The organism is Kitasatospora sp. NPDC002965 (genome assembly GCF_040611255.1).
Taxonomy (GTDB): domain Bacteria; phylum Actinomycetota; class Actinomycetes; order Streptomycetales; family Streptomycetaceae; genus Kitasatospora.
The window spans coordinates 1-18,970 of record NZ_JBEXNT010000095.1 but is presented as its reverse complement, the minus strand read 5'-3'; the positions used below and the strand labels follow the sequence as shown (position 1 = coordinate 18,970).

Sequence of the window (18,970 nt, the reverse complement as noted above, 5' to 3'; positions counted from 1 at the left end):
CCACCTCCGAGGGGAAGACATGACTGGGCAGCACACGGCCGGGCGCCGGATCGCCCCAGCCGACTGGAACGACACCGCGCAGGAGCTGCCCGGCACGTCGGCGACCCTGACCGGGCTGCTCGCCGACCAGGCGGCCCGTACGCCGGACCGCACCGCGCTGATCTTCGAGGACACCGAGCTCAGCTACGCCGAACTCGACACCAGAGCCGAGCGGCTGGCCGCCCGTCTGCGGCTGCACGGGGCCGGCCCGGACCGGCTGGTGGCGCTCACCGTGCCGCGCTCGGTGGAGCTGGTGGTCGCCCTGCTGGCGGTGCTCAGGACCGGCGCCGCCTACCTGCCGGTCGACCCCGACTACCCGGCCGACCGGATCGCCTACCTGCTCGACGACGCGGCGCCGGTGCTGCTGCTCAGCCACAGCACCGTGGGCCACCCGGCCGGGGCGGGCGTCCCGACCCTCGTCCTGGACGAGCTCCCGGAGACCGACGGGACTCCCGACGGGGCGTCCACCGGAGCACCGGTCGGGGCGCACGGCGGCCCGGGTGCCCCGAGCCCGGCCGACGCCGCGTACGTCATCTACACCTCCGGCTCCACCGGCCGCCCCAAGGGCGTCGTCGTCCCGCACGAGGGCATCGTCAACCGGCTCCACTGGATGCAGGCCGCGTACGGCCTGACCGAGGACGACCGGGTGCTCCAGAAGACCCCGTCCGGCTTCGACGTGTCGGTCTGGGAGTTCTTCTGGCCGCTGATCACCGGCGCCGTGCTGGTGGTCGCCCGCCCGGACGGACACCGCGACCCGGCCTACCTGGCCGAGCTGATCCGCGAACGCCGGATCACCACCGTGCACTTCGTCCCGTCGATGCTCCAGGCCTTCGTCGACGAGCCCGCCGCCGCCGGCTGCGCCGGGCTGCGCCGCGTGATCGCCAGCGGCGAGGCGCTGCCGGTCGAACTCGCGGCCCGCTTCCGGACCCTGCTGCCCGGCGTACCGCTGCACAACCTCTACGGGCCGACCGAGGCGTCCGTCGACGTCACCTTCTGGGAGTGCGTCCCCGAGCCGGGCGAGCTCTCCGTGCCGATCGGCCGGCCGGTCTGGAACACCCGGGTGCACGTGCTCGACGCCGAGCTGCGGCCGGCCGCGATCGGCGAGACCGGTGAGCTCTACCTCTCCGGCGTCCAGCTGGCCCGCGGCTACCTCGGCCGCCCCGGACTGACCGCCGAGCGCTTCGTCGCCGACCCCTACGGGCCGCCCGGCACCCGGATGTACCGCACCGGCGACCTCGCCCGCTGGCGCGAGGACGGCGCGGTGGTGTACGCGGGCCGCGCCGACCACCAGGTGAAGATCCGCGGCCTGCGGATCGAACTGGGCGAGATCGAGGCGGTGCTGGACGCCCGGCCCGGCGTCGGCGCGTGCGCCGTGCTGGCCCGGGAGGACCGGCCCGGCAGCAGGCGGCTGGTGGCCTACCTGGTGCCGGAGCCCGACGGCGTCGTCGACGTCGCCGCGGTGCGCGAGGCCGCCGCCGCAGCCCTGCCCGAGTACATGGTGCCGAGCGCGTTCGTGCTGCTCGACGCCTTCCCCCTGACGCCGAACGGCAAGCTGGACCGCAAGGCCCTGCCGGCGCCCGCCGCCGCGCCGGACACCGTCCGGGCCGCTCCGCGCACGCCCACCGAGCTGATCCTGCACGACCTGGCCGCCGAGCTGCTCGGCCTGCCGGAACTCTCGGTCGAGGAGAACTTCTTCGACCTCGGCGGCGACTCGATCCGCGCCATCCAGCTGGTCAGCCGGGCCCGCCGGGCCGGGTTCGCGCTCACCCAGCACGACGTGTTCACCCACCGCACCGTCGCGGCCCTCGCCGCCCTCGCCGGGGAGCCGGCCGAGGAGGCCGCCCTCGCGCTGCCCGCCCTGCCCGAGCCGCCCGCCGCCCAGCTGGCCCGGCTGCGCGCCGTCCAGCCCGACGCCGTCGAGTTCTGGCCGCTCTCCCCCCTCCAGCAGGGCCTGCTGTTCCACGCCGAGTACTCCAAGGGCGCCCTGGACGTCTACGCGGTCCAGCTGGTCTTCGAGCTGGACGCCGAGCCCGAGGCGCTGCGGACCGCGGTCGGCCGGCTGCTGGACCGCCACCCCAACCTCCGGGCCGGCTTCGCCCACGACGACCTGGAGCCGCCCGTCCAGTTCGTCCCGGCCGGCGCCGATCCGGAGTTCACCGTCGTCGAGTACGTCGGCCCGAACGCACCGCGCAAGGCCGCCGAGCTGTTCGACGCCGAGCGCCGGCGCGGATTCGACCTCTCCACGCCGCCGCTGGTGCGGATCGCCGTCGCCGAGCTCGGCCCGCGCGGCCGCCGCGCCGCCCTGACCTTCCACCACATCCTGGTCGACGGCTGGTCGCTGCCGGTACTGCTGGACGAGCTGTCCGCGCTGCTCGCCGGCGCCGAGCCGGGCCCGGTCACCCCCTACCGCGACTACCTGGCCCTGCTCGCCGGACGCGACCAGGAAGCGTCCCGGGAGGCCTGGCGCACCCTGCTCGACGGGCTGGAGGAGCCCGTCCTGCTCGCCCCGGGCGCCGCCGGCGCCCGCATCGCCGACGAACTGCCCTGCGACCACTGGGTGGAGCTGTCCGCCGCGCTCACCGACCGGCTCGACGGCGTGCTGCGCGCCCGCGGGCTGACCCTCAACACCGCGGTCCAGGGCGCCTGGGCGCTGCTGCTGGCCCGGCTCACCGGCCGCGACGACGTGGTGTTCGGCGCCACCGTGTCGGGCCGGGCGCCCGAACTGCCCGGCATCGAGGGCATGGTGGGCCTGTTCATCAACACCGTGCCGGTCCGCGTCCGGATCGCACCCGGGCAGACCCTGTCCGCGCTGCTGGCCGGGCTCCAGGAGCAGCAGGCCGCGATGGCCGCCCACCAGTACACCGGGCTGGCCGAGATCCAGCAACTGGTCGGCCACGGGGAGCTGTTCGACACCCTGACGGTCTTCGAGAGCTTCCCCGGGGACCGCACCGGCGCCGCCGTGGACAGCCGCTACGCCGTGCACTACCCGCTGGCCCTGCTCGTCCACCCCGGCGAGCGGCTGCGGCTGCGGCTGAGCCACCAGACCCACAGCTTCAGCCCCGCCGAGGCCGTCCGGCTCGGCGAGCGGCTGGTCCGGCTGCTGACCGCGCTGGCCGACGACCCGGAGCAGCGGACCACCGAGGTCTCGGTGCTCTCCGCGACCGAGCGCCACCGGGTGCTGGAGACCTGGAACGACACCGACGCGCCGGTGGTCCACCGGACGCTGCCCGCGCTGTTCCGGGCCCAGGCGGCCGAGACGCCCGACCACCTCGCCGTCCTGGCGGGCGACCGCCGGCTCACCTACGCCGAGCTCGACGCCCGGGCCAACCGGCTCGCCCACGAGCTGATCGACCGCGGCGTCGGGCCCGAGCAGTTCGTGGCCCTCGCCCTGCCCCGGGACGAGCGCGCGGTGGTCGCCCTGCTGGCCGTCCTCAAGGCCGGCGCCGGCTACCTGCCGGTCGACCCCAAGTACCCGGTCGAGCGCATCGACTACCTGCTCCGGGACGCCCGGCCCGCCCTCGTGCTGACCGTCGGGGGAGTCGACCTGCCCGACACGGGGGTGCCCGCGCTGCTCCTCGACGAGCCCGGCCTCGCCGCCGCCCGCCCCGACACCGACCCGCAGGTGCCGCTGCGGCCCGAGCACCCGGCGTACGCCATCTACACCTCGGGCTCCACCGGCCGCCCCAAGGGCGTGGTGGTCCAGCACGCCTCGGTCGCCAACCTGGCGGCCTGGGCGCGCGAGGAGTTCGGACCGGAACGCCTCGCGCACGTGCTGCTCACCACCTCGCTCAACTTCGACGTCTCGGTGTTCGAGCTGTTCGGACCGCTGCTCTCCGGCGGCACCGTCGAGGTGCTGCCCGACCTCCTCGCGCTCGCCGACCGCGGCGGCCGCCCCGCCACGCTGATCAGCGGCGTACCCTCCGCGCTCGCCCAGCTGGTCGCCCAGGGTGACCTGGACGCCAGGGCCGGCACCGTCGTCCTGGCGGGCGAGGGCCTGCCCGCCCAGGCCGCCACCGACATCGCGGCGGCCCTCGGCGCCGACCGGCTGGCCAACATCTACGGCCCCACCGAGGCCACCGTCTACGCCACCGCCTGGTACGGCACCGGCGCGGTGGACGCCGCCCCGCCGATCGGCCGGCCGCTGCGCCGCACCCGGGTCTACGTGCTGGACGCCGGGCTCCGCCCGGTGCCGGCCGGTGTCGCCGGCGAGCTGTACATCGCCGGCGACGGAGTGGCCCGCGGCTACCTGGGCCGCCCCGCGCTGACCGCCGAGCGGTTCGTCGCCGACCCGCACGGCGCCCCGGGCACCCGGATGTACCGCACCGGCGACCTCGCCCGCTGGACGGCCGACGGCCAGGTCGAGTACCTCGGCCGGCTCGACCACCAGGTGAAGATCCGCGGCTTCCGGATCGAACTCGGCGAGATCGAGGCCGAACTGGCCGGGGTCGACGGCGTCGCCCAGGCCGTCGCCACGGTCCGCGAGGACCGCCCCGGCGACCGCCGCCTGGTCGGCTACGTGACCGGCACCGCCGGGCCCGACGAGGTGCGGCGCGTCCTGGCGCAGCGGCTGCCGGCCCACCTGGTGCCGTCCGCCGTCGTGGTGCTGGAGGCGTTCCCGCTCAACCCGAACGGCAAGCTGGACCGCAAGGCGCTGCCGGCGCCCGCCGCCGAGGCCGGTGCAGGCCCCGGCCGGGCCGCCCGGGGCCTGCCCGAGGAACTGCTCTGCGACCTGTTCGCCGAGGTGCTCGGTGTCGACCGGGTCGGCGTGCAGGACGACTTCTTCGCCCTCGGCGGCCACTCGCTGCTCGCCACCCGCCTGGTCAGCCGGATCCGCACCGCCTTCGGTGCCGAGCTCGGCGTCCGCGCGCTGTTCGACGCGCCCACGCCCGAGGCCCTGGCGCTGCAACTGGACGGCGCGGCCACCGCCCGGGCCCCGCTGGGCCGTCGCCCGCGGCCCGCGCACCCGCCGCTCTCCTACGGCCAGCAGCGGCTCTGGTTCCTCAGCCGGATGGACGAGAACCCGGCCGCCGGACACATCCCGGTCGCCCTGCGCCTGGGCGGCCCGTTGGACCGGGCGGCACTCACCGCGGCGCTGGCCGACGTCACCGCCCGGCACGAGGCGCTGCGCACCCTCTTCCCGGCCCGGGACGGCGAGCCCTACCAGCTGGTGCTGCCCGAGGCCGCCCCCGGGCTGCCGGTCACGCCGGTCCCGGCCGCGGGCCTCGCGGCCGCCCTGACCGCCTCGGCGGCCCGCCCGTTCGACCTCGCCGCCGAACCCCCGCTGCGCGCCGAGCTGTTCGAGCTCGGTGAGCAGGAGCACGTCCTCCTGCTGGTGCTGCACCACATCGCCGCCGACGGCTGGTCGATCGCGCCGCTGCGCCACGACCTGGCCCGCGCCTACGCCGCGCGGACCGTCGGCGACGTCCCGCGCTGGGACGAACTTCCCGCGCAGTACGTCGACTTCGCGCTCTGGCAGCGTGAGGCGCTCGGCTCCGAGGACGAGGCGGACAGCCCGTACGCCCGCCAGCTCGACCACTGGCGCCAGGCGCTGGCCGCGCTGCCGGACCAGCTCGAACTGCCCACCGACCGGCCCCGGCCGGCCCGGGCGAGCTACCGCGGCGAGAGCGTCCCCTTCGAGCTGGACGCCGAGCTGCACCGCGGGCTGCTGGCACTCGCCCGCTCCGAGCAGGCCACCCTGTTCATGGTGCTGCAGGCCGCCCTCGCGACCCTGCTCGGCAAGCTCGGCGCCGGCACCGACATCCCGATCGGCAGCCCCGTCGCCGGCCGCACCGACGAGGCCCTGGACGGCCTGGTCGGTCTCTTCATCAACAACCTGGTGCTGCGCACCGACACCTCCGGCGACCCGGCCTTCACCGAGCTGCTGCGCCGCGTCCGCGACACCGACCTCGCCGCCTACGGCAACCAGGACGTGCCGTTCGAACGGCTGGTGGAGGCGCTCAACCCGACCCGCTCGCTCGCCCGCCACGCGCTCTTCCAGGTCTTCCTGGCCCTGCAGAACACGCCCGACGCCGACCACGGACTGACCGGCCTCAGCACCGAGCCGGTCGAGGTCGCCCTCGACGCCGCCAAGTTCGACCTCTCGCTGTACTGCGAGGAGCGGCCCGGCGGCGGCATCACCGGCGTCGCCGAGTACAGCCTCGACCTCTACGACCGGTCGAGCGTCGAACTGCTGCTCACCAGGCTGCGCCGGCTGCTGGAGGCCGTCGTCGCCGACCCCGGCAGCCGCCTCGGCGGCCTCGACGTCCTCGGTGACGACGAGCGGGACCGGCTGCTGCACGGCTGGAACGACACCGGCCGCGCCCTGCCCGCGCAGAGCCTGACCGAGCAGTTCGAGGCCGTCGCCCGGGCCACCCCGGACGCGCTCGCGGTCGTCGCCGGCACCGAGCGGCTGACGTACCGGGAGCTCGACGAGCGCGCCAACCGGCTCGCCCACCTGCTGATCGCCGAGGGCGTGCGGCCCGAGCAGTTCGTCGCGCTGGCCCTGCCGCGGACCGCGGACCTGGTCACCGCGCTGCTCGCCGTCCTCAAGACCGGCGCCGGCTACCTGCCGCTGGACGTGGACTACCCGGCCGAGCGGATCACCTACATGCTCCGGGACGCGGCCCCCGCCCTGGTCGTCACCACCTCCGACACCCCCGTCGACGGCGTCGTGCCCCGGCTGCTCCTCGACCGCGAGGACCGGCTCGCCGACCTGCCCACGACGTCCCCGGGCATCACCGTGGACCCCGCCACCCCGGCGTACGTGATCTACACCTCCGGATCCACCGGCCGCCCCAAGGGCGTCGTCGTGCCCCGTTCCGCGCTCGGCAACTTCCTGGCCGCGATGGGCGAGCAGTTCCCGATGACCGCCGACGACCGCCTGCTCGGCGTCACCACCGTCGCCTTCGACATCGCCGCACTGGAGATGTACCTGCCGCTGCTGGCCGGCGCGGGGCTGGTGGTCGCCGCCAAGGAGACCGTCCAGGACCCGGCCGCGCTCGCCGCACTGATCGCGACCGAGCGGGTCCGCGTGGCCCAGGCCACCCCCTCGCTCTGGCAGGCGCTGATCGCCACCCACCCGCAGGCACTCGCCGGGGTACGGGTCCTCGTCGGCGGCGAGGCCGTGCCGCCAGCCCTGGCCGCCCGGCTGCGCGAACTGTCCGCCGGCGTCAGCAACATGTACGGCCCCACCGAGACCACCATCTGGTCCACCTCGGCGGCACTGGACGGGCGCCCCGGCGCACCCGTCATCGGCCGGCCCGTCCACAACACCCGCATCCGCCTCCTCGACGGCAACCTCGCCCTCACCGCCCCCGGCGTCCCCGGCGAGCTGTACATCGCCGGCGACGGCCTGGCCCGCGGCTACCTCGGCCGCCCCGGACTGACCGCCGAGCGCTTCACCGCCGACCCGTACGGCCCGCCCGGCAGCCGGATGTACCGCACCGGCGACCTCGCCCGCTGGACGGCCGACGGCCACCTCGACTACCTCGGCCGGGTCGACCAGCAGGTCAAGCTGCGCGGCTTCCGGATCGAGCTCGGCGAGATCGAGTCCGTGCTCGCCGCCCACCCGCGCGTGGCGCAGGCCGCCGTCCTGGTCCGCGAGGACCAGCCCGGCGACAAGCGGCTCGTCGGCTACGTGGTGCCCGCCGCGGCCGACACCCCGGACGCCACCGGCCCCGACCCGGCCGAGCTGCGCCGGCACGCCGCGACCGAGCTGCCCGACTACATGGTGCCCGGCGCCGTCCTGCTGCTCGACCGGCTGCCGCTCACGCCCAACGGCAAGCTCGACCGCAAGGCCCTGCCCGCCCCCGCCTACGAGGACGAGCAGGGCGCCCGGGCCGGCCGCGCGGCGCGCACCGTCCAGGAGGAGCTGATCGCCGGCCTGTTCGCCGAGGTGCTCGGCCTGCCCTCGGTGCCGCTGGAGGAGAGCTTCTTCGCCCTCGGCGGCCACTCCCTGCTCGCCATCCGCCTGATCAGCCGGATCCGGGCGCTGTTCGACGCCGAGCTGAAGATCCGCCACCTGTTCGAGGCACCGACCGTGGCCGGCCTCGCCGAACGGCTCGCCGGCGCCGCCGGCGCCCGCCCCGCACTGCGCCGCCACGAGCGACCCGAGCGGCTGCCGCTCTCCTACCAGCAGGGCCGCCTCTGGTTCCTCAACCGCTTCGAGGGCGGCTCGCCGCTGTACAACATCCCGATCGCGCTGCACCTCGACGGGCCGCTCGACCGGGCCGCGCTCGAAGCGGCGCTCGCCGACGTGACCGGGCGCCACCAGGCCCTGCGCACCCTCTTCCCGGAGTTCGACGGCGAGCCGTACCAGCGGGTCCTCGACCCGCAGGAGGCCCGCCCCCGGCTGCACGAGCGGGCGTCGACCCGCGAGACCCTCGCCGGCGACCTGCACGCCGCCTCCACCGGCGGCTTCGACCTCGCCACCGAGATCCCGCTGCGCGCCCACCTGCACGCCCTGGGCGAGCGGGAACACGTGCTGCTGCTGGTCCTGCACCACATCGCCGCCGACGGCCCGTCCACCACCCCGCTCACCCGCGACCTCTCCCGCGCCTACGCGGCCCGGACGGCGGGCTCCGCCCCGCAGTGGGACGAACTGCCCGTCCAGTACGGCGACTACACGCTCTGGCAGCGCGAGGTGCTCGGCTCCGAGGAGGACGAGCAGAGCCCGTTCTCCCAGCAGCTCGGCTTCTGGCGCACCGCGCTGGACGGCCTGCCCGACCAGCTCGACCTGCCCACCGACCGGCCGCGCCCGGCGGTCGCCGGCTACCGCGGCGGCACCGTCCCGCTGCGCATCGACGCCGGGCTCCACCGCCGGATCCAGGAGGTGGCCCGGGAGAACGGCGCCACCGTGTTCATGCTGCTCCAGACCGCGCTGGCCACCCTGCTCACCCGGCTCGGAGCCGGCGAGGACATCCCGATCGGCAGCCCGATCGCGGCCCGCACCGACGACGAACTCGACGAGCTGGTCGGCTTCTTCGTCAACACCCTGGTGCTGCGCACCGACACCTCCGGCGACCCGGCCTTCACCGAGCTGCTGGACCGCGTCCGCACCCACGACCTCGCCGCGTACGCCCACCCGGACCTGCCGTTCGAGCGGCTGGTCGAGCTGGTCAACCCGGCCCGGTCGCTGGCCCGCCACCCGCTGTTCCAGGTGATGCTGGCCTTCCAGGAGAGCCTCACCGCCGAACTCGACCTGCCGGGGCTGACCGGTCGCGCCGAGATCGTCCCGCTCGGGCTGGCCAAGTTCGACCTCGCACTCGACCTGGTCGAGCGGCGCGGCACGGACGGCCTGCCGGCCGGGATCGAGGGCGTCGTCGAGTACAGCGCCGACCTGTTCGACCGCGGGACCGCCGAGCGGTTCGCCGGACACCTGCTGCGCCTGCTGGAGAGCGCGGTCGCCGACCCCGGCCGCCGCATCGGCGAGCTGGAGATCCTCGGCACCGACGAGCGGCGGCTGCTGCTGCACGGCTGGAACGACACCGCCCGCGAGGTCCCGGCCGCGACCCTGCCGGAGCTGTTCGAGGCCCAGGCGGCCCGCACCCCCGACGGCGACGCCGTGGTCTTCGGCGACACCGTGGTCTCGTACCGCGAGCTCAACGAACGGGCCAACCGGCTCGCCCACCACCTGATCGGCCTCGGCGTCGGCCCCGAGCAGTTCGTCGCGCTCGCCGTGCCCCGCTCGGTCGAGATGGTCGTGGGACTGCTCGGCGTGGCCAAGGCCGGCGCCGCCTACCTGCCGATCGACCCCGGCTACCCGGCCGACCGCATCGCGTACATGCTGGCCGACGGAGACCCGGCGCTGGTGCTCACCACCGCGGCCGTCGCCGACCGGCTGCCCGCCGTGGACCGCCCGGTGATCGTCCTCGACCACCCGGAGGAGGACCGGTCGCAGCCGGCCGTCGACCCGACCGACGCGGACCGCACCGCGCCGCTCACCCTCGACCGGCCCGGCTACGTCATCTACACCTCCGGCTCCACGGGCCGCCCCAAGGGCGTGGTGGTCACCCACCGCGGCATCGCCTCGGTGGCCGGCACCCACGTCGACCGGCTCGGGCTCGGCCCCGGAAGCCGCTTCCTGCTGGTCGTCTCGATCAGCTTCGACGTGTCGATGGCCGACATCGTGATGACGCTCTCCTCGGGCGCCGCCCTGGTGGTGCCCGGACCGGACCAGCAGGCCGCCGGCCAGGAGCTGTACGACCTGATCAGCCGGCACGGTGTCACCCACACCGACCTGGTCGCCCCGATGCTGGCCTCGCTGCCCGACGGCGACCTGCCCACCCTGCGCGGCTTCGTGGTCGGCGGGGAGGCCCTGCCCGCCGACATGGTCGAGCGCTGGTCCCCGGGCCGCACCGTGATGCAGGTCTACGGCCCCACCGAGACCACCGTCGTCGCGACCATGAGCGACCCGCTCAGCCCCGCCCCGCAGGCCCCGCCGATCGGCCGCCCGATCTGGAACACCCGCACCCACGTCCTGGACGCCGGCCTGCGGCCCGTCCCGGTCGGCGTGCCGGGCGAGCTCTACATCGCCGGATCCGGCCTGGCCCGCGGCTACTGGCAGCGGCCCGGGCTGACCGCCGAGCGCTTCGTCGCCGACCCGCACGGCCCGGCCGGCAGCCGGATGTACCGCACCGGCGACCTGGTGCGCCGACGCCCGGACGGCAACCTGGAGTTCCTCGGCCGGGTCGACCACCAGGTCAAGGTGCGCGGCTTCCGGATCGAGCTCGGCGAGATCGAGACCGCACTGGCCCGCCACCCCGGCGTCGCGGCGGGCGCCGTGGTCGTCAGCGAGGGCGCCGGCGGCGTCAAGCGGCTGGTCGGCTACGCCGTCCCCGCCACCGGCGCCGGCCTCGACCCGGCGGAGGTGCGCGCCTTCCTCGGCGGCGCCCTGCCCGACTACATGGTGCCGACCGTCGTCGTGGTCCTGGACGCGCTGCCGCTGACGCCCAGCGGCAAGACCGACCGCAAGGCGCTGCCCGAACCGGACTTCGGCACCGCCGTGTCCGGCCGGGAGCCCCGCACCCCGCAGGAGGAGGCGCTCTGCACCCTGTTCGCCGACCTGCTCGGCCTGCCCAGGGTCGGCATCGACGACAGCTTCTTCGACCTCGGCGGCCACTCCCTGCTCGCCACCCGGCTGGCCGGGCGCATCCGCACCGTCCTGGGCGTGGAGGTCGGCATCCGCACGCTCTTCGCGGCGCCGACCGTCGCCCGCCTGGCCGAGGAGCTCGGCGCCGCCGAACAGGCCCGCCCCGCGCTGACGGCCGGCCCGCGCCCGGAGGTCGTCCCGCTCTCCTTCGCCCAGCGCCGGCTCTGGTTCCTCAACCGGCTGGAGGGACCGAACGCCACCTACAACATCCCGCTCTCCTTCCGGCTGCGGGGGCCGCTGGACCGCGCGGCGCTGCGGGCCGCCCTGGCCGACCTGACGGACCGTCACGAGAGCCTGCGCACCGTCTTCCCCGACCACGACGGCACCGCGCGCCAGCACCTGCTGGCGCCCGCCGATGCCGCCCCGGACCTGGAGGTCCTCGGGACCGACGAGGACGGGCTCGCCGGCGCGGCCCGCGCCGCCGCCGCGCACGCCTTCGACCTGGCCACCGAGATCCCGCTGCGGGCCACCCTGTTCGCCCTCGGCGACCAGGACCACGTCCTGCTGCTCACCCTGCACCACATCGCCACCGACGGCTGGTCGATGGCCCCGCTGACCCGCGACCTCGCCACCGCCTACGCCGCGCGCAGCGCCGGCCGGACCCCCGGGTTCGCACCCCTGCCGGTCCAGTACGCCGACTACACCCTCTGGCAGCAGCGGGTGCTCGGCGCCGCCGACCGGCCGGGCAGCGTGCTCGCCGGCCAGCTCGACCACTGGCGGCGGGCGCTGGACGGCCTGCCGGAGGAGCTCGCGCTGCCCACCGACCGGCCCCGGCCGGCCGTGGCCGGCCACCGCGGCGAGGGCCTGGACTTCCGGGTCGACGCCCCGCTGCACGACGCCCTGGCCCGCCTGGCCAGGCAGCAGCAGGCGAGCCTCTTCATGGTCCTGCAGGCAGGTCTCGCCACCCTCTTCGGCGCCCTCGGCGCGGGATCGGACATCCCGTTCGGCACACCGATCGCCGGGCGCACCGACGAGGCGCTCGACGACCTGGTCGGCTTCTTCCTGAACACGCTGGTCCTGCGGACCGACACCTCGGGCGACCCGACGTTCCGCGAACTGGTCGACCGGGTCAAGGAGGCCGACCTGGCCGCCTACGCCCACCAGGACCTGCCGTTCGAGCACCTCGTCGAGGCCCTCAACCCCGTCCGCTCGCCCGCCCGGCACCCGCTGTTCCAGGTGCTGCTGACGGTGCACAACAACGCCGAGCCGGCCTTCGAGCTGCCCGGCCTGCGCACCGAGCTGTACGACACCGAGCAGAGCGGTGCCAAGTTCGACCTCGCCGCGCACTTCAGCGAGCGCTTCCACCCGGACGGCACGGCGGCCGGACTGGACGGCACCCTGCAGTTCGACGTCGACCTCTACGACCGCGCCACCGCCCGCGGGCTGGTCGACCGGCTGATCCGGCTGCTGACCCAGGCCGTCGCCGCGCCCGACCGGCCCGTCGGCAGGCTCGACGTGCTGGAACCGGTCGAGCACGAGCTGCTGCTCCACGACTGGAGCGGCGGCGAGCGGCCGGTGCCCGTCGTGCCCGTCCCCGAGCTGTTCGAGGCGCAGGCCGCCCGGACGCCCGACCGCCCCGCCCTGCGGGTCGCCGGGCAGACCCTCACCTACGCGGAGCTCAACGCCCGCGCCAACCGCCTCGCCCGGCTGCTGGTCGAGCGCGGCGCCGGCCCGGAGCGGCTGGTCGCCCTGGCCCTGCCGCGCTCGGCGGAGCTGGTGGTGGCGCTGCTCGCGGTCCTCAAGTCCGGTGCGGCGTACCTGCCCGTCGACCCCTCGCACCCCGAGGACCGGATCGCCTACACCCTGGAGGACGCGGCACCGACCCTGCTGCTCACCACCCTGGAGGTGGGTGCCGGACTGCCGGTCGTCGACGGCCCCGAGGTCTGGGAGCTGGACCGGCCCGACGTGACCGGCCTGCTGTCCGGCCAGCGGGACACCGACCTGACCGACGCCGACCGGCTCGGCCGGCTGACGCCCCGCCACCCCGCGTACGTCATCTACACCTCGGGCTCCACCGGCCGCCCCAAGGGCGTACTGGTCGAGCACCGCTCGGTGGCGGACTACCTGGGCTGGACGGCGGCCGACTACCCGAGCGCCGGCGGCGCGGCCCTGGTGCACTCGCCGGTCTCCTTCGACCTGACGGTGACCGCGCTGTGGACCCCGCTGGTGGTCGGCGGCTGCGTGCACCTGGCCGCCCTGGAGGAGGACCCGCTGACCTCGGCCGCGCTCGCCGAGCAGCCGGTGACCTTCCTCAAGGCGACCCCGAGCCACCTGCCGCTGCTGGCCGCGCTGCCCGACGCGTTCTCGCCCGCCGGGGAGCTGCTGCTCGGCGGCGAGGCGCTGACCGGCGCGGTGGTCGCCGACTGGCGGCGCCGGCACCCGGACGCCACCGTGGTCAACGTGTACGGGCCGACGGAGGCGACGGTCAACTGCACCCAGTACCGGATCGCCCCCGGCGAGCCGCTGGCCGACGGCGCGGTGCCGATCGGCCGGCCGTTCCCCAACACCCGGGCGTACGTGCTCGACCCGCAGCTGCGGCTGGCCGCCCCCGGCGTCTCCGGCGAGCTGTACGTCGCCGGTGCCAGCCTGGCCCGCGGCTACCTCGGCCGCCCCGGGCTGACCGCCGAGCGCTTCACCGCCGACCCGTACGGCCCGCCCGGCAGCCGGATGTACCGCACCGGCGACCTCGCCCGCTGGACCGCGGACGGCCAGCTGGTCTACCTCGGCCGCGCCGACGACCAGGTGAAGCTGCGCGGCTTCCGGATCGAGCCCGGCGAGATCGCCGCCGCGCTGACCGGCCGTCCGGACATCGTCTCCGCCGCCGTGGTGGTGCGCGAGGACGTCCCCGGCGACCAGCGCCTGGTCGGCTACGTCGTCCCGGCGGCCGGCCCGCTGGACGGCTCCGCGATCCGGGCCGCGCTCGGCCGGACGCTGCCCGCCTACATGGTGCCGTCCGCGCTGGTCGAGCTGGAGCGCCTGCCGCTCACGCCCAACGGCAAGCTGGACCGTCGCGCCCTGCCCGTACCGGACGCGGCCCCGTCGCTGCCCGGGCGCGCACCGCGGACGGCGCTGGAGAAGGAGCTGTGCGCCGCCTTCGCGGAGGTGCTCGACGTCCCGGTGGTCGGGGTCGACGACGGCTTCTTCGACCTCGGCGGCCACTCCCTGCTCGCCGCCCGGCTGATCGCCCGGCTGCGCGGGACCACCGGGGCCGATCTGGGCATCCGCGCCCTGTTCGAGGCGCCCACCGTCGCCCGGCTGGCCGAGCGGGTCACCGCCGGCGCGGCGGGGACGCTCGCGCGGTCGGACGACTTCGCCCCGCTGCTGCCGCTGCGCTCGGAGGGCACCCTGCCGCCGCTGTTCGCCGTCCACCCGGCGGCCGGCATCGCCTGGGTGTACTCCGGCCTGCTGCGCGAACTGGAGCCCCAGCGCCCGCTGTACGGCCTCCAGGCCCGCTCGCTGACCGGACCGGACGGCGCACCGGCGACGCTCGCCGAGATGGCCGAGCAGTACCTCGCGCTGATCCGCGAGGTCCAGCCCGAGGGTCCGTACCACCTGCTGGGGTGGTCGTTCGGCGGCACGGTCGCGCACGAGATCGCCGTCCGGTTGCGCGAGCGGGGCGAGCAGGTCGCGCTGCTGGCCCTGCTCGACAGCTACCCGGCTCCGCGCCCCCAGGACGGCCTGACGGATGATCAGCAGGCGCTGGCGGATCTTCTTGACTCGCTAGGTCACCCGGTGCAGACTGGCGCCGTTGAGGCGCTCACGCCAGAGCGGGCGCTGGACCTCCTCAGGGCGCGACAGAGCCCGCTCGCCGAGCTGACGCCCGGACAACTGGTGGACCTGGCCCGCGGGTTCGTCCGGAACCTGGACCTGGCGAGCCGGTTCACGCCCCGCCGGTTCGACGGCGACCTGCTGTTCTTCACCGCCACGGCGGACAAGTCGGCCGACGACCCGACCGCCCACGACTGGGCGGCGCACATCACCGGGACGGTCCACGACCACCCGGTGGACTGCGAGCACGGCGCGATGACCCGTCCGCAGCCGATCGGCCGGATCGGCTCGGTGCTCGCCGCCGAGCTGCGCCGGACCGCGAACGGCTGAACCCCGCAACCCGCCGGGCCGGTCACCCGCGGCCGGCCCGGCTCCGCCCCGCTCCACCGAGAGGAACGCCCGATGAGCACCAACCCGTTCGAGAACGCCGACGGCAGCTACCTGGTCCTGGTGAACGAGGAGGGGCAGCACTCCCTCTGGCCGGTCACCGTGGCGGTCCCGGCCGGCTGGGACACCGCCTTCGGCCCCGACAGCCGCCAGTCCGCCCTCGACCACATCGAGGCCAACTGGACGGACCTGCGCCCGCGCAGCCTGGCCGAGCACGCCTGACCGGCGGACGCCCGACCGGCGCACGCCCGGCCCGCACGAGGGGCCGGGCCACCGAGGAGAGAACGATGAGCGAGCGAAACGAGGCCGGCCGATGAGTGCCACCGACACCGACCCGGAGACCGGCCGCCCCGGCGTGCCGGAGCGGCTGCGAAACCCGTGGGTGGCGATGTTCGCCATCTGCTTCACCCAGGCGGTGGTCCTGCTGGACACCACGGCGGTGAACGTGGCCGTGCCCTCGCTGGCCGAGGGCCTGGGCGCCGGCGTCGACCAGGTGCTCTGGATGATCAACGCCTACCTGCTCTCCTACGCGGTGCTGCTGGTCACCGGCGGCAGGCTGGGCGACCTGTACGGCCCGCGCAGGATGTTCCTGATCGGCCTGGCCGTGTTCGTCCTCTCCTCGGCGGCCTGCGGCATCGCGCAGACGCCCGGCCAGGCGATCGCGGCCCGCGTCCTCCAGGGTGTCGGCGGCGCGCTCCAGACCCCGCAGGCGATGGCCGTCATCACCCGGATGTTCCCGGCCGACCGGCGCGGCGCCGCGATGGGCGTCTGGGGCTCCTTCGCGGGGATCGTCGCCGCCGCGGGACCCACCCTCGGTGGCTTCCTGGTCTCCTGGCTCGGCTGGCGGGGCATCTTCTACATCAACATCCCGGTCGGGGTGATCGGCGCGATCCTGGTGCTGACCTTCGTCCCGGCCCTGGAGCCGAACCGCAAGCACCGGATCGACGTCCTCGGCTCGGTCCTGCTCACCGTCGCCGTGTTCTGTGTGGTGTACGGCCTGATGGAGGGCGAGTCCCACCACTGGGGCCGGCTCTGGGGGCCGCTCACCGTGCCGATGCTGATGGTGATCGGCGTGGTGGTGCTCGGACTCTTCCTGATGGTCGAACGGGGCCGGCAGGACCGCGACCCGCTGGTGCCGTTCGCGATCCTGCGGGACCGCAACTTCACCGTGATGGCCGTGGTGGTGGGCGCGCTGCCGTGCGGCCTCGGCGGCATGCTCCTGCTCACCCCGCTCTACCTCCAGGAGGTGCAGGAGTTCAGCGCCTTCCAGGCCGGTCTGCTGATCGCCGTCGCCCCGCTGGTCTCGATCTTCGCCGCGCCGTACTCCGGCCGGTTCTGCGACCGCTTCGGCGGCAAGTACGTGATGGTGGCGGGTCTCACCCTCTTCGCGGTCGGGATCGCGCTGCTGGCGGCCCTGATCCGCGCCGACTCCGGCTGGACGGCGCTGCTGCCCGGCCTGGTCTTCGTGGGCCTCGGCATGGGCGTGGCCTACGCCCCGGCCGGGGTGGTCGCCTTCGAGAAGATCGAGCCCGCCATGTCCGGCGCCGCGTCGGGCCTGTTCAACACCACCCGGCTCTGCGGCAGCCTGCTCGGCAGCGCCTCGGTGGGCGCGCTCCTGCAGGCCCGCCTCGTCGGCGGCGACACGACCGGCGCCGTCCGCGCCACCTACCTGCTGCCGGTCGGCTTCCTCGTGGCCGGTGCGCTGGTCACCCTGCTGGTCCGGCGCTCGCGGCCGGCGGCCGCGGACGCCGGCGACGGTCCCGCCGGCGCGGCGCCTGCGCGGGCCACCAGCGGGAGCGGCAAGTCCTGACTTTCCGGCACCGCCCAAGCACGACCGACTTCCACCGGAGCTCCAGGCTCCGCCGGGCCACCGGCACCCGCCCGGGCCCGCATTCACCTTCGCCAGGGGGGCAAGGCAGTGCACTTCAGTCTCTTCTACTTCGCGGACGGCCAAGGTCGTGGACGGGAGCAGTACCGGCTGCTGCTGGAGGGCGCGCGGTTCGCCGACGCCCACGGCTTCAGCGCGGTCTGGACGCCGGAGCGGCATTTCCACGAGTTCGGCGGCCAGTACCCCAACCCGGCGGTCATCGGCGCGGCGCTGGCCTCCGTCACCGAGCGGATCGGCATCCGGGCCGGCAGTGTCGTGGGCCCGCTGCACCACCCGGTGCGGATCGCCGAGGAGTGGTCGGTGGTCGACAACCTCTCCGAGGGCCGGGTGGGCCTCTCCTTCGCCTCCGGCTGGCACGCCAACGACTTCGTCCTGCGCCCGGAGAACTACGCCGGCCGCAAGGAGGTGCTGATCGAGACCATCGACACGGTCCGGCGGCTGTGGCGCCAGGAGGAGGTCACGCTGCCGAACGGTGACGGCAACCCGGTGGCCGTGCGCAGCTACCCCGCGCCCGTCCAGTCCGAGCTGCCGGTGTGGCTCACCAGCGCGGGCAGCCCCGACACCTTCCGGCAGGCCGGTGAGCAGGGCCTCGGCCTGCTCACCCACCTCCTCGGCCAGGATCTGGAGGACCTGGCCAAGAAGATCGCCGCCTACCGCGCCGCCCTGCCCGGGGGCGCCGGGGGAGCGGCGGGCCAGGTGGCGCTGATGCTGCACACCTTCCTCGGCACCGACCGCGACGCCGTCCGGGAGACCGTCCGCCGGCCCTTCACCGACTACATCCGCAGCTCGATCGGCCTGATCATGAAGGCGGCCGGGGACATCCTGCCGGGCGTCAACCCGGACGAACTCGACGCGGACGACCTGGAGTTCCTGGTCGAGCGCTCCTTCGACCGGTACTTCGACACCGGCGGCCTGTTCGGCACCGTCGAGGACGGCCTGGCCACCCTGGAGCGCCTCGACGCGCTCGGCATCGACGAGGTGGCCTGCCTGATCGACTTCGGGGTGGACCCCGACCAGGTGCTGGCCGGACTGGAGCACCTGGACCGTCTCAAGGACGCCTGGGCCGCGCGCGGGGCGGGATCGTGAACCTCCTGCTGGTCACCGGCACCGTCGCCGGAACGTCCAGCTGCCACGCGCTCACCCGGCTGATCGGCGAGCGGGCCGAACTCACCGGACAGCTCACGGCCGGTGAGCTCGACCGGTCGCTGCTGGCGCTGCCCCCCCTCGACGCGGACCGCTACCGCAGCGGCGAACTGCTGCGGGAACCGGCGGTCGACCGGCTGTACAAGGAGGTGGCCGCCGCCGACGCCGTCGTGCTGGCCACGCCGGTCCAGCACGGCAGCCTCTCGGGGGTGCTCAAGAACCTCCTGGACCACCTGCCGGACGGCTCGCTCGCCGACCGGCCCGTCCTGGTCGCGGCCACCGCGACCAGCCTGCACAACGCCTCCGGCGCCTGCGACCACCTGCGGACGGTGGTCCGGGCCCTGGACGGCTGGGCGGTGCCCACCCACCTGGTGGCGCAGCGCAGCGACCTCGCCGACCCGGCGGCCCGTGCGGCGCTCACCGCCCGGATCGACGTGGCGGTGGCCGAACTGGCCCGGTTCGCCTCGGCCCTGGGGCCGGCGGTCCGCTGACCCCGGGGCCGTGCGCCCGTACCGCGTTCACCGGCCGGGGGCGGGGGGGGGGGGGGGCCCCCCCCCCCCCCGGGCGCCCGCCCCCGAAGCCCCCCCCCCCCCCCC

The 18,970-nt window shown here is 75.4% G+C and carries 5 protein-coding genes; all 5 read left to right on the top strand.

Annotation, left to right across the window (positions count from 1 at the left end):
- Positions 1-19 precede the first annotated feature (19 nt).
- Entirely contained in the window at positions 20-15,286 is a 15,267-nt protein-coding gene (locus ABZY91_RS29360) for a non-ribosomal peptide synthase/polyketide synthase (RefSeq protein ID WP_355405903.1), read from the top strand.
- 72 nt (positions 15,287-15,358) lie between these two features.
- Positions 15,359-15,565 carry an MbtH family protein gene (locus ABZY91_RS29355; RefSeq protein WP_329881456.1) on the top strand — a complete coding sequence of 69 codons (207 nt, stop codon included), beginning with the start codon at positions 15,359-15,361 and terminating at the stop codon, positions 15,563-15,565.
- Positions 15,566-15,656: 91 nt separating this feature from the next.
- A complete protein-coding gene (locus ABZY91_RS29350) occupies positions 15,657-17,153 on the top strand; it encodes an MFS transporter (RefSeq protein WP_355405902.1) in 1,497 nt (498 codons plus the stop codon).
- A 108-nt stretch (positions 17,154-17,261) separates the two neighbouring features.
- Positions 17,262-18,317 (top strand): MupA/Atu3671 family FMN-dependent luciferase-like monooxygenase, encoded by a 1,056-nt coding sequence (locus ABZY91_RS29345; protein WP_329948502.1) that lies wholly within the window; start codon positions 17,262-17,264, stop codon positions 18,315-18,317.
- Positions 18,314-18,865 (top strand): NAD(P)H-dependent oxidoreductase, encoded by a 552-nt coding sequence (locus ABZY91_RS29340; protein WP_329881453.1) that lies wholly within the window; start codon positions 18,314-18,316, stop codon positions 18,863-18,865. The genes ABZY91_RS29345 and ABZY91_RS29340 overlap by 4 nt, the downstream gene beginning before the upstream one ends.
- Positions 18,866-18,970: the final 105 nt, after the last annotated feature.